General features: G+C 63.3%; 22 protein-coding genes. 16 read left to right on the top strand and 6 right to left on the bottom strand.

Annotated elements, in window-relative coordinates; translation table 11 throughout:
* Window positions 1-75: 75 nt before the first annotated feature.
* The 4 genes from EVC45_RS03500 to EVC45_RS03485 all read left to right on the top strand — a co-directional run bounded on the left by EVC45_RS03500 (window position 76) and on the right by EVC45_RS03485 (window position 3,539).
* The gene (locus EVC45_RS03500) at window positions 76-714 is read left to right on the top strand and encodes a MarR family winged helix-turn-helix transcriptional regulator (RefSeq protein WP_129956648.1); all 639 of its coding nucleotides are present in this window, start codon (window positions 76-78) and stop codon (window positions 712-714) included.
* Between the two features lie 143 nt (window positions 715-857).
* A complete protein-coding gene (locus tag EVC45_RS03495) occupies window positions 858-1,571 on the top strand; it encodes a glutamine amidotransferase (RefSeq protein ID WP_129956647.1) in 714 nt (237 codons plus the stop codon).
* A 109-nt stretch (window positions 1,572-1,680) separates the two neighbouring features.
* On the top strand, window positions 1,681-2,793 hold the full coding sequence (locus EVC45_RS03490) for an NADH:flavin oxidoreductase/NADH oxidase (protein ID WP_129956646.1): 1,113 nt from the start codon (window positions 1,681-1,683) through the stop codon (window positions 2,791-2,793).
* A 212-nt stretch (window positions 2,794-3,005) separates the two neighbouring features.
* Complete coding sequence (locus EVC45_RS03485; protein ID WP_129956645.1) at window positions 3,006-3,539, top strand: SET domain-containing protein; 534 nt, start codon at window positions 3,006-3,008, stop codon at window positions 3,537-3,539.
* 65 nt (window positions 3,540-3,604) lie between these two features.
* On the opposite strand, the gene EVC45_RS03480 is transcribed toward EVC45_RS03485, so the two are convergent.
* Window positions 3,605-5,119, bottom strand: a complete 1,515-nt coding sequence (locus EVC45_RS03480; protein ID WP_129956644.1) for a sensor histidine kinase — start codon at window positions 5,117-5,119, stop codon at window positions 3,605-3,607.
* Between the two features lie 155 nt (window positions 5,120-5,274).
* Window positions 5,275-5,961 carry a response regulator transcription factor gene (locus EVC45_RS03475; protein ID WP_013090980.1) on the bottom strand — a complete coding sequence of 229 codons (687 nt, stop codon included), beginning with the start codon at window positions 5,959-5,961 and terminating at the stop codon, window positions 5,275-5,277.
* A gap of 149 nt (window positions 5,962-6,110) precedes the next feature.
* On the opposite strand from EVC45_RS03475, the gene EVC45_RS03470 reads away from it, so the two are divergent.
* A complete protein-coding gene (locus EVC45_RS03470) occupies window positions 6,111-6,335 on the top strand; it encodes a DUF3717 domain-containing protein (protein WP_013090979.1) in 225 nt (74 codons plus the stop codon).
* Between the two features lie 104 nt (window positions 6,336-6,439).
* On the opposite strand, the gene EVC45_RS03465 is transcribed toward EVC45_RS03470, so the two are convergent.
* Together EVC45_RS03465 and phhA are read right to left on the bottom strand one after the other, a co-directional pair.
* Window positions 6,440-6,751, bottom strand: a complete 312-nt coding sequence (locus tag EVC45_RS03465; protein WP_306770754.1) for a 4a-hydroxytetrahydrobiopterin dehydratase — start codon at window positions 6,749-6,751, stop codon at window positions 6,440-6,442.
* A 101-nt stretch (window positions 6,752-6,852) separates the two neighbouring features.
* Window positions 6,853-7,848, bottom strand: a complete 996-nt coding sequence (gene phhA, locus EVC45_RS03460) for a phenylalanine 4-monooxygenase (protein WP_373682986.1) — start codon at window positions 7,846-7,848, stop codon at window positions 6,853-6,855.
* 44 nt (window positions 7,849-7,892) lie between these two features.
* On the opposite strand from phhA, the gene EVC45_RS03455 reads away from it, so the two are divergent.
* Window positions 7,893-8,384 carry an Lrp/AsnC family transcriptional regulator gene (locus EVC45_RS03455; RefSeq protein WP_013090976.1) on the top strand — a complete coding sequence of 164 codons (492 nt, stop codon included), beginning with the start codon at window positions 7,893-7,895 and terminating at the stop codon, window positions 8,382-8,384.
* 87 nt (window positions 8,385-8,471) lie between these two features.
* Here EVC45_RS03455 and EVC45_RS03450 read toward each other — a convergent pair whose 3' ends face one another.
* Together EVC45_RS03450 and EVC45_RS03445 are read right to left on the bottom strand one after the other, a co-directional pair.
* Window positions 8,472-9,008 (bottom strand): class IV adenylate cyclase, encoded by a 537-nt coding sequence (locus EVC45_RS03450; RefSeq protein ID WP_129956641.1) that lies wholly within the window; start codon window positions 9,006-9,008, stop codon window positions 8,472-8,474.
* A 232-nt stretch (window positions 9,009-9,240) separates the two neighbouring features.
* Window positions 9,241-10,140, bottom strand: coding sequence for a LysR family transcriptional regulator (locus EVC45_RS03445; RefSeq protein WP_129956640.1), 900 nt, complete (start codon window positions 10,138-10,140; stop codon window positions 9,241-9,243).
* Between the two features lie 148 nt (window positions 10,141-10,288).
* Between EVC45_RS03445 and EVC45_RS03440 the strand changes: the two genes are divergently transcribed.
* From EVC45_RS03440 to EVC45_RS03395, 10 genes are all read left to right on the top strand, one after another.
* Window positions 10,289-11,842 carry a CoA-acylating methylmalonate-semialdehyde dehydrogenase gene (locus EVC45_RS03440; protein ID WP_168991392.1) on the top strand — a complete coding sequence of 518 codons (1,554 nt, stop codon included), beginning with the start codon at window positions 10,289-10,291 and terminating at the stop codon, window positions 11,840-11,842.
* A gap of 129 nt (window positions 11,843-11,971) precedes the next feature.
* Window positions 11,972-13,687 (top strand): GMC family oxidoreductase, encoded by a 1,716-nt coding sequence (locus tag EVC45_RS03435; RefSeq protein WP_129956639.1) that lies wholly within the window; start codon window positions 11,972-11,974, stop codon window positions 13,685-13,687.
* Between the two features lie 300 nt (window positions 13,688-13,987).
* Window positions 13,988-14,767, top strand: a complete 780-nt coding sequence (locus EVC45_RS03430; RefSeq protein ID WP_062125193.1) for an ABC transporter ATP-binding protein — start codon at window positions 13,988-13,990, stop codon at window positions 14,765-14,767.
* Complete coding sequence (locus tag EVC45_RS03425) at window positions 14,764-15,522, top strand: ABC transporter ATP-binding protein (protein ID WP_129956638.1); 759 nt, start codon at window positions 14,764-14,766, stop codon at window positions 15,520-15,522. The genes EVC45_RS03430 and EVC45_RS03425 overlap by 4 nt, the downstream gene beginning before the upstream one ends.
* A 62-nt stretch (window positions 15,523-15,584) precedes the next feature.
* Window positions 15,585-16,799, top strand: coding sequence for an ABC transporter substrate-binding protein (locus tag EVC45_RS03420; RefSeq protein ID WP_129956637.1), 1,215 nt, complete (start codon window positions 15,585-15,587; stop codon window positions 16,797-16,799).
* A 194-nt stretch (window positions 16,800-16,993) separates the two neighbouring features.
* Window positions 16,994-17,878: a branched-chain amino acid ABC transporter permease gene (locus tag EVC45_RS03415; RefSeq protein WP_129956636.1), complete on the top strand. Its 885-nt coding sequence runs from the start codon at window positions 16,994-16,996 to the stop codon at window positions 17,876-17,878.
* Window positions 17,878-18,849, top strand: a complete 972-nt coding sequence (locus EVC45_RS03410) for a branched-chain amino acid ABC transporter permease (protein ID WP_168991400.1) — start codon at window positions 17,878-17,880, stop codon at window positions 18,847-18,849. Before EVC45_RS03415 ends, EVC45_RS03410 begins: the two co-directional genes overlap by 1 nt.
* 555 nt (window positions 18,850-19,404) lie before the next feature.
* Entirely contained in the window at window positions 19,405-20,571 is a 1,167-nt protein-coding gene (locus EVC45_RS03405; protein WP_129956634.1) for an ABC transporter substrate-binding protein, read from the top strand.
* Window positions 20,572-20,988: 417 nt separating this feature from the next.
* Window positions 20,989-22,149, top strand: coding sequence for an ABC transporter substrate-binding protein (locus EVC45_RS03400; protein ID WP_129956633.1), 1,161 nt, complete (start codon window positions 20,989-20,991; stop codon window positions 22,147-22,149).
* A 219-nt stretch (window positions 22,150-22,368) separates the two neighbouring features.
* Window positions 22,369-23,424, top strand: a complete 1,056-nt coding sequence (locus EVC45_RS03395) for a branched-chain amino acid ABC transporter permease (protein ID WP_129956632.1) — start codon at window positions 22,369-22,371, stop codon at window positions 23,422-23,424.
* Window positions 23,425-23,428 lie beyond the last annotated feature (4 nt).

Raw genomic sequence — 23,428 nt, 5'->3', positions numbered from 1 at the left:
CACACACGCAACGGGCGTACCCCGCTAGGCAGCCGCCGGGATCGCACCAAGCGGTAAATAAACGAATCGAAGATTATGAGCGAAGGCGTATACGGAGAACAGGCAACCGGGCGAGTGACCCACAGCCTCTTGCGATTGAGCACGGCGATGCGAAGCCAGGCTTGGGAATGGGCGGAAGGCGCGGGCCTTACGCCGACCCAGGGCGAAATCCTCGTGCTGCTGATGCAACGTAAGGGGCCGATGCGTCTCGGCGAAATCGCGCGTGAAACGGCGCTGACCGCCGCGACCACCAGCGATGCGGTCAGCACGCTCGAGACCAAGGGCCTCGTCGAAAAGCGTCGCGCACTCGACGACGGTCGCGCGCTCGCGGTACGCCTGACCTCGCGAGGCCGCACTGCTGCCAAACGCGCCGCGCAATGGCCGGACTTCCTGGCCAAGGCGGTCGGCACGCTGCGCGACGACGAACAGTCCGTGTTCTATCGCACGCTGCTCAAGACCATCTATCAGCTCGAAGCGCAAAACACGATTCCGTCGCATCGTATGTGCCTGAGCTGCACGCATTTCCAGGTGAGCAAGAATCCGAAGAAAGTGCCGCATCACTGCGCGCTGCTCGACCTGAACATGTCGGACACCGATCTGCGTCTCGACTGCTCCGTGCACGAAACCGCGGACGTCGCCACCCAGAAGAAGACCTGGAAGATCTTCGCCCAGTAACAGGGCGTATTCCGGGGCAATCCGCTAACATGGCCCGGCCGGCCTCGGCGGGCGGTATATGCCGCCTGCTTGCCGGCTGGTGCCGTGCAAGGATAGAGTTGATAGCGGCAAGTCGTTAGTTAACCTGAAGATAGGGCAGGCCGATGAATCGGGAAGTACTCGCCATCCGCCATGTGCACTTCGAGGATCTGGGCAGTTTCGAGCTCGTCCTCGGCGAGCGCGGCCGTCCGGTCCGTTATCTCGATGTGGGCGTCGGCCGTATCGAGGCGCCCAATCCGGTCTCGGCGTCGCTGATGGTCGTGCTCGGCGGTCCTATCAGCGCGACCGACGACGCGCTGTACCCGACGCTTGCGCCGCTGCTGTCGTTGATCGAAAAGCGCATTGCGGCCGGTCTGCCGACACTCGGCATCTGCCTCGGCGCACAACTGATCGCGCGCGCGCTCGGGGCGCGCGTCTACCCGGCGGCTCAGGCCGAACTCGGCTGGACGCCGCTCTCGCTGACCGATGCGGGCCGCGCCTCGCCGCTGCGTCACCTCGATGGCGCTCATACGTCGATGCTGCATTGGCACGGCGACACCTTCGATCTGCCTGCCAACGCGACCCGTCTGGCATCGACTCCAGCTTGCGAGAATCAGGCCTTCGCATGGGGCGATCACGTGCTGGGCTTGCAGTGTCATCCGGAGATTCGCACCGATCGGTTCGAGCCCTGGCTGATTGGGAATGCGAACGAACTGTCCGGCCACGGCATCGACCCGCGTCAGTTGCGCGCCGACACCGCTCGATTCGGTCCGGCGCTGGAAGCCGCCGCGTGCCGCATGTTCGGCGAATGGCTCGATCAGGTCGAGACGAAAGTCTGAATGGCTAGCCGATTGGCGACGTAAGCGGCCAGTCTGGTGCCACGTTCATGCAGTAAACCGCATGCGGTGCTATCCTCGATCGCTCTCGGGCTTTCACTGGACAAAATCCATGAGCGCGCTATTTTCTCCGCTCACGCTGCGTGGCGTGACGCTTCCCAACCGCATCGTCGTCTCCCCGATGTGCCAGTACTCCGCCGAACGCGGCGAAGCGACCGCATGGCACATGATCCACCTCGGCGGTCTCGCGCTGTCCGGTGCGGGCATGTTGTGCATCGAAGCGACCGCCGTCGAGCCGGACGGCCGCATCACGCCCGGCGATCTCGGCCTGTGGGACGACGCGACCGAAGAAGCGCTCGTGCCGGTGCTGGCCGCGATCCGCAAGCATTCGCATATCAACGTGACGATGCAACTCGCGCACGCGGGCCGGAAGGCGTCTAGCCACGTGCCGTGGGAAGGCGGCCAGCTGATTCCGGTGTCGCAAGGCGGATGGCTGCCCCATGCGCCGTCGGCGCTGCCGCACAAGCCCGGCGAGGAACCGCCGCTCGCGCTCGATGTCGCCGGTCTGAACCGGATTCGCGAGGCGTTCGCCGCATCCGCGCGGCGCGCCGCGCGCGTTGGCATCGACGCGCTCGAATTGCATGCCGCGCATGGCTATCTGCTGCATCAATTCCTGTCGCCGATTGCGAATCAGCGCACCGACGACTACGGCGGCTCGCTCGAAAACCGCATGCGTTTCCCGCTCGAAATCTTCGACATCGTGCGTGCTGCATTCCCGGCCGACAAGCCGGTCGGCGTGCGCGTGTCGGCGACTGACTGGGTCGAAGGCGGCTGGACGCTCGATGACACGATCGCGTTTGCGCACGAACTGGAAAAGCGCGGCTGCGACTGGATCGACGTGTCGTCGGGTGGGGTCTCGCCGCTGCAGAAGATTCCCCTCGAGCCGGGCTATCAGATTCCGTTCGCGAAGGCGGTCAAGCACGCCACCGGTCTGGCGACGATCGGCGTCGGGCTCATCACCGATCCGCTGCACGCCGAGCAACTGATCGAAGCGGGCGATGCCGATCTGATCGCGCTGGCTCGTGCGCTGCTCTACAACCCGCGCTGGCCGTGGCACGCGGCCGCTAACCTCGGCGCGACCGTGGAGGCGCCGCCGCAGTACTGGCGTTCACAACCGCGCGAGCAGAAAGCGCTGTTCGGCGACATTACGTTCGGTCAACGGTGACGCCCGTCGCAGGTTGAACAAACGTATCGGCTGACGGTTGAAGGAAGCCGTCGACAGCGTGTACGATGCCGGTTGTGGCGCGATGTGCGTCGCAAGTCGACGCGGCGCTCGCAAGGCGCCGCGTTTGCTATTCGCGTCAGAAAGGGCCGCGCGCAAGACGCGCCAGACGATTGCCAGACTCGATTCCCCAGTTCTTCACAAGGATTCATTCAATGAATTCACGCAGGATCGCCGTGCGCCGTTCGGGTGTGCACGGCAAAGGCGTGTTTGCTCTCGAACCGATTGCCGCCGGCGAGCGACTGATCGAATACAAGGGCGAGCGGATTACCTGGAAAGAGGCGTTGCGCCGTCATCCGCATAATCCGGCTGAACCGAATCACACGTTTTATTTCGCGCTGGATAACGGCAAGGTCATCGACGGCAAGGTGAACGGCAATAGCGCGCGCTGGATCAATCATTCATGCGCGCCGAACTGCGAAGCCGAGGAAATCGACGGGCACGTGTACGTGCATGCGCTGCGCGATATCGCGGAGGGCGAGGAAGTTTTTTACGACTACGGCCTCGTGATCGATGCGCGGCAGACGAAAAAGCTGAAAAAGGAATACGAATGCCGCTGCGGCGCGCGCAAGTGCCGCGGCACGATGCTGGCGCCGCCGCCGAAAGCCAAGGGCGCCGGCAAGTCGGACAAAGGTGCCGACAAGGCGGAGAAGTCGAGCAAATCGGCGAAGAAATCGAAGAAGAAATGAGCCGCGGCCCGGCGCGCAGATCTAAGCGCTAAGGCGAACGCGGACGCGACAGCCGGGCAAACCTTCTACAAATCGACCGGCGCCGAGTGCGCCGGTTTCTTCGTGGCGCGCCGCGCGTTGGCGTCGTTGGTGGGGGCAGCGCCTGCGGACGCACCGGGCGGCAGCAATGGAATCCGCACGATAAACTTTGCGCCACCCTCCGGCGCATCCTCGTAATGCACGCTGCCATGATGCAGCACCATGATGTCGTGGACGATCGCGAGGCCCAGACCGGCGCCGCTGTCGACACCCGCCTCGGCCTGCCCGTCGCCGCGGAAGAACCGCTTGAACAGATCCGCCTGCTGCGAACGCGGCACGCCCGGCCCGTTGTCTTCGACGACGATCTCGGCCATGCGCAGGTCGTCGATCAAGGTCTGCGACACCGTCACCGTGATACGCCCGCCTTCGGCCCGCGAGGGCGGCACATACTTCAGCGCGTTATCGAGCAGATTCGCGATTACTTCATGCAGCAGCACCGGGTTGCCGCGCGCCATCAGCGGATCATCGTTCGACGGATCGTCGAGGCGCTGGAAGCCGAGGTCTACGTGCACCGGGAGCGCACGCGGCACCCATTCGGCGCCGGTGTCGAACGCAAGCGCGGCCATGTCGACATTGACGAAGCGGGCCGCCTGTTCGCCCGGCTCGGCGCGCGCGAGGGACAACAACTGGTTCGATAGTCGCACGGCGCGATCGGCTGCGGCGCGCAGTTCGCGCACGGCGGCAAGGGTCTGCTGCGGATCGCGCGCGACGACGGCCTGCTCGGCATGCAGCTTCACCGCGGTGAGCGGTGTGCGCAGCTGATGCGCGGCATCGGCGATGAATTTGCGTTGCGCATCGAGGGCGGCTTTCAGACGGTCGAGCAGCGCGTTCAGCGCGCCCGTCAGCGGACGGATTTCGACCGGCACATAGGTTTCGTCGACCGGTTCGAGGGACGTGTGCGTTTGCCGGTTCAGCGAATCGGCGAGCGCCGTCAGCGGATTGAGCTGCTGATTGACGACGCGCCACACGATCACCCAGCCGGCCAGCAGCAGCAGCAATAACGGCATCATGATCGCGACGAGGAACTCGGCGGCGATGCGAAAGCGGTGATGCACGGGCTGGCCGACTTCGACGACGATCGGATTGCCGCTCGGCTGTTCGACACGTACCTGTGCGACCCGCACGGTCACGCCTTCGTGCTGCGTCTCGAACACATACGCGTAATGCATGCGGCGCACGTTGGTGCCTTGCAGCGGCAGATTGTGGTCGCCGGCGATTTCGCTGTCGCCGGTGCTGATCCGGTACACCAGATGTTCGACCGGATCGGAGAACATCGCCTGCGCGAGCGGCGGCACCGTGATCGGCGCTTCCGGGCCGGCAATCTGGATCTGTTTGGAGATCGCGGTCGCGAGGTCCGCGAGCGAACGGTCGACCACGTGCTGCGTGTACTGCCAGGCGAGCCAGTAGGCGATCAGGCCACTCATCAGCGCGAGCAGCGACAGGGGAGCAGCGAGGCGCCGCAGCAGCGTGCGGCGCAGACTATTGGCGGCCGGCTGGTGCATGATCGTACGCGCGGGAAAGTTGTAACTGCGGTGGCAACGGCGCGAAGCGCGTTGAGACAGACCGGCTGCCGGCACGGCGCGCAGCGGGCACAGCCGATCCGCGGCGCCGGTCCGGCGCCGTCAGGCCGCGACGCAATGCGCGGCCTTCACGGCGATTATGCGGCCTGGCGGATTTCCTGCAACAGATAGCCAAAACCACGCACGGTGACGATTTCGACACGGCAGTTCTCGAGCTTCTTGCGCACACGGTGCACATAGACTTCGATCGCGGTATCGCCGAGATCGCCGCCGAAGTGCGTCAGGTGGTCCTGCAGTTGCGCCTTGCTGACGACGCGGCCGTGACGCAGCAGCAGCATTTCGAGCACCGCGAATTCGCGCGGCGACAGTTCGAGCGGTTTGTCGTCGTTGAAGATGCGGCGATCGACGCCCGACAGCCGCACGCCACCCAGCGACACTTCCGGACGCGGCATATCGCCGTGCGGACCGCTGCGGCGCATCACCGCGCGAATGCGCGCTTCGAGCTCGGCCGGTTCGAACGGCTTCAGCATGTAGTCGTCGGCGCCCGAGTTCAAGCCTTGCACGCGGTCGTTCAGTTCGTCGCGCGCGGTCAGGATGATCACCGGCGTGTGACGGTTGCTTTGGCGGAAACGCGACAGCAGCGTCATGCCGTCGATGCCCGGCAGACCCAGATCGAGGATCACGAGTTCGTGGCGGTTTTGCGTGAGGGCCTGCTCGGCAAAGATGCCGTCATGGACCATGTCGACGGTGAAGCCGGCTTGTTCGAGACTGCTTTGGATGCCGCGCGCGATGGGGCGGTCATCTTCGATCAGAAGGAGTCGCATGGATTTCGCTCAAGTACAATGGGTTTAGGCGTTTGGGCAAGCGGTTCGCCGGGGCGCCTGCTACACAGCCAGCGTGCGAAGCGGCGGCTATCGCCCCACCAGGCAGCTGTCGAGCCGACTCGAAGCGCCGTGCCAGTCATCACGAAGCCATGTCCGAGATCAGCATTCACGAACTGGAAGCCGCAATCAACTTCTGGCGCGCCCGCTCACCTTCAAGCGGCGACGAACACGTTCTGTGCAAGGAGGCAAGCGCGCTCTCCAAGCCGTATGCGCTGCTGATTGTACAGCGTCAGCAGTCGCTATCACTCGATCGTTTCGACCCGATTGCACGGCAGGCCTGGGAAGCTTACGTTCAACTTAAGAATAGCCTGTAGAACTGAAGGTTTGCCCAGGGAATTGCCTGCATTGTCCTTTCATTGTGGCCTGATTACGCGGCAAGTTGTGTATAAACACGCATAAACGCCGGTAATTATTTGTATTACATAGTAATGCTGTCGATGAACGTGGCGAGCGCGATGTCGCGTTCGGTTACTCCGTTCGCTTCATGGGTCGATAGCGTGATGTCGACTTTGTTGTACACGTTGAACCACTCCGCATGGTGATCCATCTCCTGCGCCTTGATCGCGATGCGCGTCATGAAGCCGAACGCCTCGTTGAAGTCGGCGAACTCGAATGTGCGGCGAATCGCGTCGCGCTCCGCCGCGTTTTGCCAGCGATTCAGTTTCGCCAGTTGCTGGGTACGTTGGTCGGACGTCAGTTTCTGAATCATGGTGTTGGTTACCTCGCTGATCGAACACGCTGCGCCGGCAGGCGGGGCGAAGCCGTTATTTTTTCACGATTGCACAACGCTCGCCTCACGCCGGGACGGGGCGAATCGCGGCGGCTTCATGTTCAGACGTCGCCGCCGGCGTGCCAGCCGTCGCGGGTTCCGCGTGTGATCACGCAGTCGCCGTCGAATACGTCGCCCGCCGCGTAGGCGGGTGCCTTGACGAGCTTCGTCAGAAGCGGCGCGAAGTCGGTTTGCGCGACGCCGAACAGTTGCGCGAAGTCATCGATGACGAAGTAGGTTTTCTGGAACGTATCGATGCGATAACGCGTGCGCATCACGCGTTCGAGCGCGAAGCCGAGCCGGTTCGGCGCCGCGCTTTGCTGGCTGTATAGCGTCTCGGCCTTGCTCGAGACGATGCCCGCGCCGTAGATCTTCACGCCGTTCGGACTCGCGGCATCGCGGATCAGCCCGAACTCCACTGTGTACCAATAGAGCCGCGCGAGCAGCGGCAGCGCGCCCGCTTCATTGGCGGCGAGCGCGGCGCGGCCGTACGCGTGCATGTAGTCGGCGAATACCGGGTTGATCAGCAGCGGCACATGGCCGAACAGGTCGTGAAAGCAGTCGGGTTCCTGCAGGTAGTCGAGCTGGTCGGGGCGACGCATCCACCAGGTGACCGGAAAGCGGCGATTCGCCAGATGCTCGAAGAACACCTGGTCCGGCACGAGGCCAGGCACCGCGACGATGCGCCAGCCGGTTGCGGGCGTGAGCTTGGCGTTGACGTCGTCGAAGGAGGGCACGCGCTCGGACGGCAGGCCGATGCGCTCGACCCCCGCGAGGAATTCATCGCAGACACGGCCTTCGAGCAGCGTCGTTTGGCGCGCGTACAGTTGTTGCCAGACCGCGTGGTCGACCGTGCCGTATCGTTCTAGAGGCTGGTCGATCATAAAGTCGGCGCGGGTCTCGAGACCCGCGTCGAACTGTTCCTGGAGTTTGGCGCTGCTGGCGGTGGGCATGGCGAAGCGGCTTTGACAGAGTAATCGCGTGAAATCGGTGTATGCGAGTGTAGAGCGGAGCGGCTGCGGAATGGGCGCAAGATTGGTGTGAAAGCACGCTGATATGCAATAATCGTGCATTGAATGACCAATTGATGCGGGATGTGCTCATGCTTGAACTCGATCACTTCGATCTCGCGCTGCTCGACGTGCTGCAGCGCTTTGGCCGCGCCACGCATCAGCAACTCGCAGAGCAGGTGCCGCTGTCGCCGTCGCAGATCGGGCGACGCTTGCAGCGGCTGGAACAGGTCGGCGTGGTGGATGGCTATCGCGTCGTGCTGCGGCCCGAAAAGCTCGGGCTCGGCGTCACCGCTTTCACGAGCCTGAAACTCAAGCATCACGGCGATTCGATCATTGAGCAGTTTCAGCAGCAGATCGACGTGTTGCCCGAAGTGCTCGAATGTCACGCGGTCGTCGGCGATGCCGACTATCTGCTGCGCATCGTCGCGCCGGATCTGAACTACCTGTCGACCTTCGTGATGAAGAAGCTGATGCGCGTGCCGGGTGTCGATAGCGTGCGCTCGAATATCGTGCTGACCACGTTCAAGCGCAATGGGCCGTTGCCGCTCGGTCATCTGGCGCCGGGAGCGGCGCCGGTTTGAGGGTTTGAGGCGGTTGCCGGCAGTGGCGACTGACAGGAAAGAGTGAGCCGCGCATGCGCTGCCGCGGCCCCTGCGGTGACGCGATCTCTATGCCGCCTGCTTCGGCTCGTCTTCGGCATTCAGCAGATCGACATACGCGACCGGCACCAGATCCGCTTCGGATACGCCGAGGCTCCTGAACATCGCTTGCGCTTCGGCGTGGCCGCCTTCTTCGTCGTCTTCCTGCGCGAGCACCACTTCCAGTTCGACGAAATCGCCGAGACCGTCGACGCGATCCAGATGAATCCGCGTGCGTCCAATCAGATACACGTGCCGCTCTTTCGAGACGATGCCGCGCGTCGTCAGCGCGGTCGCAAGCAGCGCATGCATCGCTTCGGGGTTCGTTACCGGGCTGCGCGTGTAGTACGACGCCTTCGGGCCGTCGCGGTCGTCGCGCTGGTAGAAGATCAGCTCGGCCGGCGTGCCGTCGTCGAACTGGCGCAGCTTCAGGCGGCCGCGCGGCACGTCGTAGAAAAAGTCCTGCTGGCGAAAGATCAGCGGCGCGTCCGTCGCGAGCTGCGCGGCGCGCTCGCGCAGTTGGTCGAAATGCTGGGCGCGGGCTTTGATTTCGATGTTGCGTGCCATGTCAGGCTCCTGTGGATGAATGGAGTACCCGGTGGCTCCGGGGTTGCCGGTGTCGCCAGGGAGAAGTCGCCGGGAAGGACGAAGTCAGGCGGAGTGGAAAGCGAAGCCGCTGCGCGAGCGGAAAACGACAATCTAGCAAAAACTTCGTGACGGATTGGTTTCAGTGCGGGCAGGTCAGAGCGGCGCGGGCATTAGCGCGACTCATATCGCAACCCATGCCGGGCCGGCCCCCTCAAATCGCCCACTGCTGTTCGATCAGCTTCAACGCCGCCGCGATCGCCGGCTCGTTTTTACGTTCGTCGAGCGTGATGAAGCTCAACTGCGTCGGCACCGTGATGCCATCGACGATCGTCAGCGCGTGCGCATGCGCCTCGGCGATGGCGGTCGCGTCGCGGGCAAGCGTGAGACCGATGCCCGACTTGACCAGATCGAGCATCGACGGCTCCTGGTCCACCTCGGCCACCTTGACGGGCTTGACGCCCGCCTCGCCGAAACAGCGCGACAGCAGCCGGTTGTGCGCGGACGCCGGCGGGGTCCAGATCCACGGCAGAGCCGCGAGCGAGCGCCAGTCCCGCGCCCCCTTCACGCGATCTTTCCAGCCCGCCGGCGCGAGCACGCGATACTGGAAATACGTGAGCGTGACCGCGTGAAAGGTGGCGCCGTCGCGGCTGTCGTCGTCGGATGGCAGGCCGATGTAATAGCCGACGTCGAGCTCGCCCGCGCGAATCTGCTCGCGCACCCAGCCCGACATGCCGTGGCGCAGAGCAGTTTCGATTTGCGGCCAGGTCTCGACCAGCTGCTTCAGGAAGCCGCCGAGGCGCAGAAACTCCGGGTCGAGAATCGTGCCGATGCGCAGGCGCCCGCGCACTTCCTGGCGAAGCGTCTGCGCGGCGCGCTCCACGTCGGCGGCCGCGCCGAGCGCGCGTTCGGCGTGCGGCAGCAGCGCCTGGCCGTCGCGCGTCAGCGCGAGCCCGTGCGACGTCCGCGTGAACAGCGTCACGCCGAGCGTCTCCTGCAAGTGCTTGATCTGCAGGCTGACGGCAGGTTGGGTCAGATGCAGTTGCACCGCAGCACGCGTGAGGTTGCCCTCGCGCGCGACGGTGACGAAGGCCCTAAGCAGAGTCAGATCCATATCTTGATATTAGCGCGGCTTATAGCTCAGTTGAGCAATTCTCATTGGATTTGTCGCCTGTGGGCGCCGTACGCTTGGCGTTCAACACACGCTTGCGCGCGCGGCACCGACGCGCGAAGCGGAGGATTTCACAGGAAAGAGGAACGAGATGAGCGAGACATATCCCGACGCAACCGTCCAGAACGAAGCCGCACGCGGCGCGGCGAGCGCACGCGCGCTGAGCCATTTCATCAACGGCAAGGCCGTCGAAGGCACGAGCGGGCGCTTCGGCGACGTCTTCAATCCGGCGCTCGGCAGCGTCAATGCGCGCGTGCCGCTCGCGAGCGTCGCCGAGGTGGACGCCGCGGTTTCCGCCGCCAAAGCCGCGTTTCCCGCGTGGAGCGAAACCGCGCCGATCAAACGCGCGCGGGTGCTGTTCAAGTTCAAGGAATTGCTCGACCGTCACCACGACGAACTGGCGGAGCTGATCACGCGCGAGCACGGCAAGGTGTTTTCGGACGCGAAGGGCGAGGTGATGCGCGGCATCGAAATCGTCGAATTCGCGTGTGGCATCCCCAATCTGCTGAAGACCGACTTCACCGATCAGATCGGCGGCGGCATCGACAACTGGAATCTGCGGCAACCGCTCGGCGTGGTCGCGGGCATCACGCCGTTCAATTTCCCGATGATGGTGCCGTGCTGGATGTTCCCGGTCGCGATCGCGTGCGGCAACACTTTCGTGCTGAAACCGTCCGAACGCGATCCGTCGGCGTCGAACCGGCTCGCCGAACTGCTGAAGGAAGCGGGCCTGCCGGACGGCGTGTTCAACGTCGTGCACGGCGACAAGGTCGCGGTCGATGCGCTGCTCGTGCATCCCGAGGTGAGCGCGCTGTCGTTCGTCGGCTCGACGCCGGTCGCCGAATACATCTACACGGAAGGCACGAAGCACGGCAAGCGCGTGCAGGCGTTGGGCGGCGCCAAGAATCACCTCGTCGTGATGCCCGACGCGGATCTGGACCAGGCCGTCGACGCACTGATCGGCGCCGCTTACGGATCGGCCGGCGAGCGCTGCATGGCGATCTCGGTGGCGGTCGCGGTGGGGCATATCGCCGATGAGCTGATCGAACGCCTGACGCCGCGTGTGAAGAACCTGAAGATCCTCAACGGCATGGAAGCGGCAGCCGAGATGGGGCCGCTCGTCACAGGCACTCATCGCGACAAGGTGGTCGGCTATATCGACGCCGGCGTCGCCGCGGGCGCGAAGCTCGTCGTCGATGGGCGCGGTCATCAGGTCGCCGGGCATGAGAAGGGCTTCTTCCTCGGCGGCACGTTGTTCGACGACGTGTCGCCCGACATGAAGATCTACCGCGAGGAGATTTTCGGACCGGTGCTGTGCGTCGTGCGCGTGCCCGACTTTGCCTCCGCGGTCGAACTGATCAACGCGAATCAGTTTGCGAACGGCGTGTCGCTGTTCACGTCCGACGGCGGCATTGCGCGCGCGTTTTCGCGGCAGATTGAGATCGGCATGGTCGGCATCAACGTGCCGATTCCGGTGCCGATGGCCTGGCACTCGTTCGGCGGCTGGAAGAAGTCGCTATTTGGCGATCATCACGCGTACGGCGAGGAAGGCGTGCGGTTCTACACGCGCTACAAGAGCATCATGCAGCGCTGGCCCGACAGCATCGCGAAGGGCGCCGAATTCACGATGCCGGTCGCCAAATAAGCTGGCGGCTTTGCACGGCATCAGGTCGGCAAGCACGCCAGCAACAGAATAAAAGCGCGTCGCGGCGCGAAGCGTGGAAGCAATCGAGCCTCCACGTTTGCGCCGCCGAAATGCTTAGGAGACTGAACGATGGGTCATACCGACAGTACGCCTCGCGCCACACGGCGGCTCGAAGGCGAGTTCGACTACGTCATCGTCGGCGCGGGCACCGCGGGCTGCGTGCTGGCGAACCGGCTCACCGAAGATCCCGACGTCCAGGTGCTGTTGCTCGAAGCCGGCGGCAAAGACGACTATCACTGGATTCACGTGCCGGTCGGCTACCTGTACTGCATCGGCAATCCGCGTACGGACTGGCTGTACAAGACCCAGGCCGAGCCGGGTCTGAATGGCCGCAGGCTGTCGTATCCGCGTGGGCGTGTGCTCGGCGGCAGTTCGTCGATCAACGGCATGATCTATATGCGAGGCCAGCGCGAAGACTACGACGAGTGGGCGCGCGTGACGAACGACAGCACGTGGTCATGGGACGCGGTGCTGCCGGTCTTCAGGCGCAGCGAGGATCACCACGGCGGCGCCAACGAAGCGCACGGCGCGGGCGGACCCTGGCGCGTCGAAAAGCAGCGCCTCAAATGGAAGATCCTCGAAGAGTTCGCGAAAGCCGCGCAGCAAACCGGCATTGCCGCCACCGACGATTTCAATCGCGGCGACAACAGCGGCGTCGGCTACTTCGACGTCAATCAGAAGCGCGGCATTCGCTGGAATGCGTCGAAGGCATTCTTGCGGCCTGCGCTGAAGCGCGCGAATCTCACGGTCATTACCGGTGCCCACACGCAGCGCGTCGTGTTCGATGGCCGGCGCTGCACCGGTGTCGAATATCGTGGCGGGGACGTCGACTATCTCGCCAAAGCGCGTTGCGAAGTGATCCTTTGCGCGGGCGCGGTCAACTCGCCGCAATTGCTCGAATTATCCGGCGTCGGCAATGGTGCGCGTCTGCAGAATCTCGGCATCGAGGTCGTTCAGGATCTGCGCGGCGTCGGCGAAAATCTGCAGGACCATCTGCAACTGCGCATGGCGTATCAGGTGCAGGGCGTGCGTACGCTGAATACGATGTCGGCGCATTGGTGGGGCAAGCTGAAGATCGGCATCCAGTACGCGTTGTTTCAAAGCGGACCGATGTCGATGTCGCCGTCGCAACTCGGCGCGTTCGCGAAGTCCGACGCGGACGATCGCTCGCTCACACGACCCGATCTCGAGTATCACGTGCAGCCTTTGTCGCTCGATCGCTTCGGCGAACCGCTGCATCGCTTCAATGCTTTCACGGCTTCTGTGTGTCAGCTGCGTCCCACGTCGCGCGGCAGCATTCATATCGCGTCGGCCGATGCTTGCGCGCCCCCGTTGATCGCGCCGAATTATCTGTCGACCGAGTACGACCGCCACGTCGCCGCGAACGCGCTGCGTCTCACGCGTCGCATCGTCGCGGCGCCCGCGCTTGCGCGCTATCAGCCGCGGGAGATCCTGCCGGGCCTTCAGTATCAGAGTGAGGAAGAATTGCAGCAGGCCGCGGGCGCGGTCGGCACGACGATCTTCCATCCGGTCGGCACCTGCCGCATGGGCACGAGCGACGATCCCGCCGCGGTCGTCGACAATCGGCTACGGGTTATCGGAGTCGAGGGCCTGCGTGTCGTCGATGCGTCGGTGATGCCCAACATCACCTCGGGCAACACCAATTCACCGACGCTGATGATCGCCGAACGCGCGAGCGACATGATCCGCGAGGATCGTCGCGCGCGCGTGAGCGGCAGCATGGCCGCGCAAACGGGTGTCGCCGCCTCGATGTCGGCGGTGTGACATCCATGCGTGACATGCAAAGTGAGCGCATCGGTCATGTTTTCCGCCGCGTACTGAAGCGTGCGAACCGTGCGTCACGTGCGCACGGCATGGACCTCGTTCACTAAGTGCAAATCCCAATGAATGCGCTGCATCATTGGGGCGACAATGGCAGCCATGCTGCATGCCGCGCCATGGATCACCGTCCGGATTGGTGCAGCACGCCAACGAGCGGCAAGGGGTGCCGCCAACATAACAAGTCGCGCGGAGCTTCGCGCTTAAAGACCGAAGTGCTTCGCCTTACTCCGTATGGAAGGGAACATGATTCTCGGCGATACGATTCTCGAAACTCGCGGCCTCACCCGTGAGTTCAAAGGCTTTGTCGCCGTGAACGGCGTGAACCTGCGCGTGCGCCGTGGCTCGATCCATGCACTGATCGGCCCCAATGGAGCGGGCAAGACCACCTGCTTCAATCTGCTCACCAAATTTCTCGAACCCACCGCGGGTCAGATCGTTTTCAACGGCGTCGACATCACCAGTGAACGTCCCGCCCAGATCGCGCGGCGGGGCATCATTCGTTCGTTCCAGATTTCCGCGGTATTTCCGCATCTGACGGCATTGCAGAACGTGCGCATCGGTTTGCAGCGCTCGCTCGGCACCGCGTTTCACTTCTGGAAGAGCGAACGTACGCTACAGCGTCTGAACGATCGCGCGATGGATCTGCTGACCCAGGTCGGCCTGACCGATTTCGCCGATGTGTTGACCGTCGAACTCGCCTATGGTCGCAAGCGCGCGCTCGAAATCGCGACCACCCTCGCGATGGAGCCGGAGTTGATGCTGCTCGACGAACCGACGCAAGGCATGGGTCATGAGGATGTCGACCGGGTGACCGCGCTGATCAAGAAAGTATCGGCGGGCCGCACGATCCTGATGGTCGAACACAATATGAACGTGATCGCCGGTATCTCCGACACGATCACCGTGCTGCAACGGGGTGAAGTGCTCGCCGAGGGCAGCTACGCGGAAGTGTCGAAGAATCCGCTCGTGATGCAAGCCTACATGGGCAGCGCCGACGCGGCGCTCGCCGGAGCCCACGCATGAATACGACGGTCGAGCGCGAAGGCCTCGAAGCGAACGAAACGAAAAGCGGCGTACCCGCGCTGGAAATCGCGGGACTGCAAGCCTGGTACGGGGAATCCCACATTCTGCACGGCGTCGATCTGTCGGTCGGCCGCGGCGAGGTCGTGACCCTGCTCGGACGCAATGGCGCGGGCCGCACCACGACGCTGCGCGCGATCATGGGTCTGACGGGCCGCCGTACCGGCTCGATTCGCATCGACGGACGCGAGACGGTCGGCCTGCCCACGCATCGCATCGCGCATTGCGGCATCGGCTATTGCCCGGAAGAGCGCGGCATTTTTTCGAGCCTGTCGTGCGAGGAAAATCTGCTGCTGCCGCCGACCGTCGGCGACAAGGCGCATATGATGTCGCTCGAGGAAATCTACGCGATGTTCCCGAATCTGCAGGAGCGGCGCATGAGCCAGGGCACGCGGCTGTCCGGCGGCGAGCAGCAGATGCTCGCGGTCGCGCGGATTCTGCGCACCGGCGCGAATCTGCTGCTGCTCGACGAGATTTCGGAGGGGCTCGCGCCCGTGATCGTTCAGTCGCTCGCACGCATGATCATCACGCTGAAATCGCGCGGCTATACGATCGTGATGGTCGAGCAGAACTTCCGCTTCGCCGCGCCGCTCGCGGACCGTTTCTATGTGATGGAGCACGGCATGATCGTCGAGCATTTCGGGGCCGGCGAGCTCGAAGGCAAGATGCCGGTGCTGCACGACCTACTGGGCGTATAGACACGGACTCTTTCGCGCCCGACTGCCTCTGATAACCACAAGCGAAGAACCAGGAGACACGCATGAAAAAGAATCCACTCGCGCGAATTGCCTCGCTCTGTTTCGCGGTCGCCGCCGGCGCCGCACTGACGCTGGGCAGCGCGCAAGCGGCCGACGATGCCGTGAAGATCGGCTTCATCACGGATTTGTCGGGACTGTACGCGGATATCGACGGGCCGGGCGGACTTGAAGCGATCCGGATGGCGGTCGCCGACTTCGGCGGCAAGGTCAACGGCAAGCCGATCACGGTGCTGTACGCGGATCACCAGAACAAGGCGGACATCGCGGCGTCGCGCGCACGCGAATGGTTCGACCGCGACGGTGCCGACATGCTGATCGGCGGCACGAACTCGGCGACCGGTCTTGCGATGAACACCGTCGCGGGCGAGAAGCACAAGGTCTACATCAACGTCGGCGCCGGCGCCGATACGCTGACCAACGAGCAATGCACGCCGTACACGATCCACTACGCATATGACACGACCGCGCTCGCGAACGGCACGGGCTCGGCGGTGACGAAGCAGGGTGGCAAGACGTGGTACTTCCTGACGGCAGACTACGCGTTCGGCAAGGCGCTCGAAAAAGCGACCTCGGACGTCGTGAAGGCGAACGGTGGCCAGGTGCTCGGCGCGGTGCGTCATCCGCTGTCGGCGTCGGACTTCTCGTCGTTCCTGCTGCAGGCGCAGGCATCGAAGGCGCAGATCCTCGGTCTCGCGAACGCGGGCGGCGACACGATCAACGCGATCAAGGCCTCGAAGGAATTCGGCATCACGAAGACGATGAAGCTCGCCGCGCTGCTGATGTTCATCGACGACGTGCATAGCCTCGGGCTGGAAACGACGCAAGGTCTGGTGCTGACCGACAGCTGGTACTGGAACAAGGATGCCGACACCCGCAAGTGGTCGCAGCGCTACTTCGAGAAGATGAAGAAGATGCCGTCGAGCCTGCAGGCTGCCGACTACTCGGCGACGATGAACTATCTGAAGGCGGTGCAGGCGGTAGGCTCGACCGATCCGGACAAGGTGATGGCGCAGCTGCGCAAGACCAGGATCGACGACTTCTACGCGAAGGGCTACATCCGTCAGGACGGCAGCATGATCCACGACATGTACCTGATGCAGGTGAAGACGCCGGCCGAATCGAAGGAGCCGTGGGACTACTACAAGATCATGGCGACGATTCCGGGCGATCAGGCCTTCACGACCAAGGCGCAGACCCGCTGCGCGCTGTGGAAGTAAGCGCGAACGGGAGCAGGATGCGGTCGAGGACCGCGCAGACCTGAGAGAACCGTCGGCGGTGCATGGGCACGCGCCGGCGGGTAACCGTTTCGGATGCCGCACGCGATGGGCAGATTCGCCGCTCGTCGCGTGCCGGCCGGATCGTGCGTCACCGTTTCTCACCTTGACGATGGCTTGAAGAGCTAAGGGCTTCAATGGACATCTTTGGCGTTCCGCTGCCGGCGATGCTGAGCCAGCTTCTGCTCGGGCTCGTGAACGGCTCGTTCTACGCGATTCTGAGCCTCGGGCTGGCTGTGATTTTCGGCTTGCTCAACGTGATCAACTTCGCGCACGGCGCGCTGTTCATGCTCGGCGCGATGCTCGCGTGGATGGGGCTGTCGTATTTCAATCTGCCGTACTGGGTGATGCTCGTGCTCGCGCCGCTGGTCGTCGGGCTCGTCGGCGTTGCGATCGAGCGCTCGATGCTGCGCTGGCTTTACAAGCTCGATCATCTGTATGGCCTGTTGCTGACGTTTGGCCTCACGCTCGTGATCGAAGGCGTGTTCCATTCGATCTACGGTTCGTCGGGGCAGCCGTACGACGTGCCGTCGGCGCTGTCGGGCGCGACCAATCTCGGCTTCATGTATCTGCCGAACTATCGCGCATGGGTGGTCGTCGCGTCGCTGGTCGTGTGCTTTGCGACATGGTTCGTGATCGAGAAGACGCGGCTTGGCGCGTATCTGCGCGCGGGCACCGAGAACCCGAAGCTCGTCGAGGCGTTCGGCGTCAACGTGCCGCTGATGATCACGCTGACCTATGGCTTCGGCGTCGCGCTCGCGGCGTTTGCCGGTGTGCTCGCGGCGCCGGTGATCCAGGTCTCGCCGCTAATGGGCCAGTCGATGATCATTACCGTGTTCGCAGTGGTCGTGATCGGCGGCATGGGCTCGATCATGGGCTCGATTCTGACCGGCCTGATGCTCGGCGTAGTCGAAGGACTCACGCGTGTGTACTACCCCGAAGCGTCGTCGACCGTCGTCTTCGTGATCATGGCGCTCGTGCTGCTCGTGCGTCCGGCGGGTCTTTTCGGCAGGGAAAAATGATGCAGAGAAAAGTGCTCTACGGTCTGCTGCTGATCGTGCTGCTCGCGGTGCCGGTGCTCGGCATCTATCCGCTCTTCGTGATGAAGGTGCTGTGCTTCGCGCTGTTCGCGGCCGCCTTCAATCTGCTGATCGGCTATACGGGCCTGCTGTCCTTTGGTCACGCGATGTTTCTCGCGTCGGCCGGCTACGTGACCGGCTATGCGATGCAGACGCTCGGCTTTTCGCCGGAGCTCGGCGTGCTGAGCGGCACCGCGGCGGCGACGCTGCTTGGGCTCGTGGTCGGCTTCTTCGCGATTCGCCGTCAGGGCATCTACTTCGCGATGGTGACGCTCGCGCTCGCGCAGATGGTCTACTTCGTGTTCCTGCAGGCGCCGTTCACGCACGGTGAGGACGGCCTGCAAGGCGTTCCGCGCGGGAATCTGTTCGGCCTGCTGAGTCTGTCGTCGGATGTCGCGCTGTATTTCGTCGTGCTCGCGGTGATCGTCGCGGCGTTCCTGCTGATCGTACGCATCGTGCATTCGCCGTTCGGGCAGGTGCTCATCGCGATCAAGGAAAACGAGCCGCGCGCGGTGTCGCTCGGCTATGACACCGACCGTTTCAAGCTGCTCGCATTCATCCTGTCGGCCGGCATCGCGGGTCTGGCGGGTTCGCTGAAGGTGCTGGTGCAAGGCTTCGAAACGTTGAGCGACGCCTATTGGACAATGTCCGGCCTCGTGATCCTGATGACGCTGGTGGGCGGTATGGGCACGCTGTTCGGGCCGTTGCTCGGCGCCGCGCTGATCGTGTCGCTCGAAGACAGGCTCGGCGATATCGGCTCGGCGCTCGCGTCGATGACCGGCATCGACTGGTTCCGCTCGCTCGGCGAATCGGTGACGATCGTCACGGGGCTGATTTTCATCGCGTGTGTGCTGGCTTTCCGGCGCGGCATCGTCGGTGAGATCGTCGCGCGGGTGCGGCCGTTGCGGGCTTGAGATTGTCGGATTAATGTCGCGCGCGGCCGCCGCTTGATGCAGTGCGATACGCAAATGCTTCGGGCTCCGATTCAATTGCGGGTCGCGCCGAAGGTCCGCTGGATCGGAGGCTCGAGCGAACCTGTGGCAACCTGTGCGACGAAATCCGCCCAATGCGCCCCAATTCGGTGCCGCGGTGCACCACTAGGGTAATTGCTAGTTGTTACTGCTTAGGTGGTCGTTTAATCTTCATGCAGTTCTGATGCACCACGAATTTGCAGGTGGAGAACGAGGAGACAATTGAGGCACTCAGTGCCCAGAAGAAAGCGCTGTTGGATTGATATCCAACAGCGCTTTTTTATTTGTATTTTTGATCTTCCTCGACTCAATATCTCGGCTATTTCGCGCGCCATTTTTTATTCCTCGGAAGCCGCTGGATGTAAACGTCGCAAGCCTTCGAAACGCTTGCAGCACGGCGCTTGCGTCCGCTAAACTCACTATTCACCGACCACTGGGTTGGCAATTGAATCCGTGGATTTAATTGCAATTGAATAACGGGGTTAATAGAGGAGCAGGATGAAGTCGGCATTGCGTTGGATCAGCGCGGCATTGGTCGCCACCGGGGTTTCGGCCGCATGGAGCGACCCTGCATTCGCGGACGTCAAAATCGGCGTCACCGTGTCGGCAACAGGTCCGGCCGCATCGCTCGGCATTCCGGAAAAGAACACGATTGCGCTTCTGCCAAAAGAAGTAGCGGGCCAGAAAATCGACTACATCGTCCTCGACGACGCAACCGATTCCACCCAGGCGGTCAAGAACGCTCGCAAGCTCACTAGCGAAGATCACGTCGATGCACTGATCGGCTCGACCGTCGTGCCGAACTCGCTCGCCATGATCGACGTCGCCGCCGAAACTTCCACGCCGATGATCTCGCTGGCCGCGGCCGCGGGCATCGTCGAGCCGATGGACGCGAAGCGCGCATGGGTCTTCAAGACGCCGCAAAACGACATTCTGATGGCTACGGCGATCGCGCAGCACATGGCCAATCACGGCGTGAAAGCGGTCGCGTTCATCGGGTTTTCCGACGCGTACGGCGAGAGCTGGTTCAAGGAATTCGGCAAAGCCGCCGACCTCGCCAAGATCAAGATCGTCGCGAACGAGCGCTTCGCGCGCAACGACGCGTCGGTCACAGGCCAGGTGCTGAAGATGATGTCGCAGAATCCGGACGCGGTACTGATCGCCGGTGCGGGCACGCCGGCCGCGCTGCCGCAGAAAACGCTGAAGGAACGCGGTTACAGGGGCAAGTACTATCAGACGCACGGCGTCGCGAACAACGACTTCCTGCGCGTGTGCGGCAAGGATTGCGAAGGCACGTGGCTGCCCGCCGGCCCGCTGCTGGTCGCCGAGCAATTGCCCGAGGCGAATCCGGTCAAGAAGAGCGCGCTCGCCTATAAGCACGCGTATGAAACGGCGTATGGCGCAGGATCGGTGTCGACGTTCGGCGGTCACGCCTGGGACGCGGGTCTGCTGCTGCAACATGCGATCCCGCTCGCGTTGAAGAAGGGGCAGCCCGGCACACCGGCATTCCGCGAGGCGCTGCGTGCCGCGCTCGAAGGCACGAAAGATCTGCCCGCGTCGCACGGCATCTTCAACATTAGCGCGAACGACCACGCGGGTCTCGATCAGCGGGCGCGCGTGATGGTGCAGATCGTCGACGGCAAGTGGAAGCTCGCCGGCGACTGAGCGAAGGCTCTGCGCCACGGGATCTCATCGAAAAAGACGCGTGCGGTTGACGCGTCTTTTTTATTGCCCGTGCGAGGTCTCTGCAGCGCGCAAAAGTGTGGTTTCGCGGCTTCAGGACAAACCCGCATTTGGCGCATGCTCTCTTGACCGTCGATGATGCAGAACGCAAGCTACTAACATATTAGTGGTTTAAGAATGCCTGGTTGGACCAGAGCCGCGGCACAGAAACGCGGCGTATGACGTGAATGTGCACTCGCGCACCGCGGCAGGAGCGGCACCCAACAGAGCGGGGAAGGTATGCGCGCCGAGCAGGGAAAACCATGCTTGGCACACCTGAACCCGCTCACTAGATTCAGACACCCGGCCGAGCAAGCCGGTTTACAGATAGGCGCATTTCAAGGCGTTTGGAGACTCGCAATGAAAAAGACAAGGCATTGGGTACGAACCGGCATCGCGATGGCACTGATGTGCGGCGCGGGGGCGGCATTCGCGCAGGTGAAGATCGGCGTCACGTTGTCGACGACGGGGCCGGCCGCGTCGCTCGGGATTCCTGAGAAGAACACGATCGCATTGCTGCCGAAGGAGATCGGCGGCAAGAGCGTGCAGTACATCATCCTCGATGACGGGTCGGACACCAGCAAGGCCGTGCAGAACACGCGCAAGCTGATCGACGAAGACCACGTCGACGCGATCATCGGCTCGACCGTCACGCCGAATTCGCTCGCGATGCTCGATCCGGCCGCTGAGGGCAAGACACCGGTGATCTCGCTCGCGGCATCGGCCGCGATCATCCAGCCGATGGATGCGAAGCGCGCCTGGGCGTTCAAACCGCCTCAGAACGACAGTCTGATGGCCGACGCGATCGCCGATTACATGCAGCACCATGGCGTGAAGACGGTCGGCTTCATCGGTTTCTCGGACGCATACGGCGACAGCTGGAACACGACGTTCGACGCCGCCGCGAAAGCGCACAACCTGAAGATCGTGTCGAACGAGCGCTTCAACCGCACCGATGCATCGGTGACGGGCCAGGTGCTGAAGACAATGGGCGCGAATCCCGACGCAGTGCTGATCGCGGGCTCGGGCACGCCGTCGGCGCTGCCGGCCAAGACGCTGAAGGAGCGTGGCTACAAGGGCAAGATCTATCAGACGCACGGTGTCGCGAACAACGATTTCCTGCGTGTGTGCGGCAAGGATTGCGAAGGCGAACTGCTGCCGGCCGGTCCGATTCTCGTCGTCGATCAATTGCCGGATTCGAACCCGGTGAAGAAGTCGTCGGAAGCCTATAAGAACGCCTATGAGAAGGCGTACGGCGCGGGTTCGGTCGCGACCTTCGGCGGTCACGCATGGGATGCCGGCCAGATGTTGCAGGCTGCCATTCCGGTCGCGCTGAAGACCGCACAGCCGGGTACGCCCGAGTTCCGTATGGCACTGCGCAACGCGCTCGAAAACATCAAGGAGCTGCCGGTATCGCACGGCATCATGAACACCACCGCGAACGACCACAACGGCCTCGATCAGCGCGCGCGCGTGATCGTGCAGATCGTCGACGGCAAGTGGAAGCTGCAGAACGATTAAGAGCATTTACAAAGACAACTAGCGGTACGCGCCTCTCGCGCAATCTGCGGTGCATGACGCCGCATTGCCATTGTGTTCGATGACAATGGCATCGACCGCCGCGCCGTGTCCCGGCGCGGCGGTTGTCTTTTCGGGCATTGCAGATCGATGGCCCGCTACGAGCCACACGATCACGACTCATTCCCGGTTTTCGATTTCGACGCTTCAGGACGAGGAAGTATGGATCTATCAATTGCGGCGATCCTCGCGCAGGACGGCATCACGACCGGCGCGATCTACGCGCTGCTCGCGCTTGCGCTAGTGCTGGTGTTCTCCGTCACACGGGTGATTTTCATCCCGCAAGGGGAGTTCGTTTCGTACGGCGCGTTGACGCTCGCCGCACTGCAGACGCAGAAGTTTCCGGCCACCTGCTGGCTGTTGATGGCGATGGGCGCAGCCTGCTTCGTCGTCGAGACGGCAGGGGTCTTGCGGCACGCGGAACGGCGTCGTCATGCGGCGCGCACGCTGCCTATGCTGGCAGGGAAGTACCTGCTGTTTCCGATCGCGGTCTACGCGCTCACACGCGGCATCTTCCTGCAGCCGCTGCCGATGATCGTGCAGATCGCGCTGACGCTGCTGATCGTGATTCCGATGGGTCCGTTCGTCTATCGGCTTGCGTATGAGCCGATCGCGGAGGCGACCACGCTGCTGCTGCTGATCGTGGCGGTGGCCGTGCACTTCGCGATGGTCGGTCTCGGCCTCGTGATGTTCGGGGCGGAAGGTTCGCGCACCAGCGCGTTTTCCGATGCGACGTTCAACATCGGCACGCTGTCGATCTCCGGGCAGAGCCTGTGGGTGATCGGCACCGCGGTCGTGCTGATCGGCGCGCTGTATCTGTACTTCGATCGCTCGATCTCCGGCAAGGCGTTGCGTGCGACATCGGTGAACCGGCTCGGCGCGCGGCTCGTCGGCATCGGCACGACGCAGGCGGGGCGCCTCGCTTTCACGCTCGCGGCGGGGCTCGGCGCACTGTGCGGCATCCTCGTCGCGCCGCTCACCACGATCTACTACGACTCGGGCTTCCTGATCGGTTTGAAGGGCTTCGTGGGCGCGATCATCGGCGGTCTGGTCAGCTATCCGCTGGCGGCGGCCGGCTCGATTCTCGTCGGTCTGCTGGAGTCGTATTCATCGTTCTGGGCCAGTGCTTATAAGGAAGTGATCGTGTTCACGCTGATCATCCCGGTGCTGCTGTGGCGCAGTCTTGCGAGCCCGCACGCCGAAGAGGAAGAGGAGTGACGCG

This window comes from Paraburkholderia sp. UYCP14C (genome assembly GCF_004197395.1).
GTDB lineage: Bacteria > Pseudomonadota > Gammaproteobacteria > Burkholderiales > Burkholderiaceae > Paraburkholderia.
The sequence above is the reverse complement of the archived record's forward strand: the minus strand, read 5'-3'. Positions and strand labels throughout refer to the sequence as shown.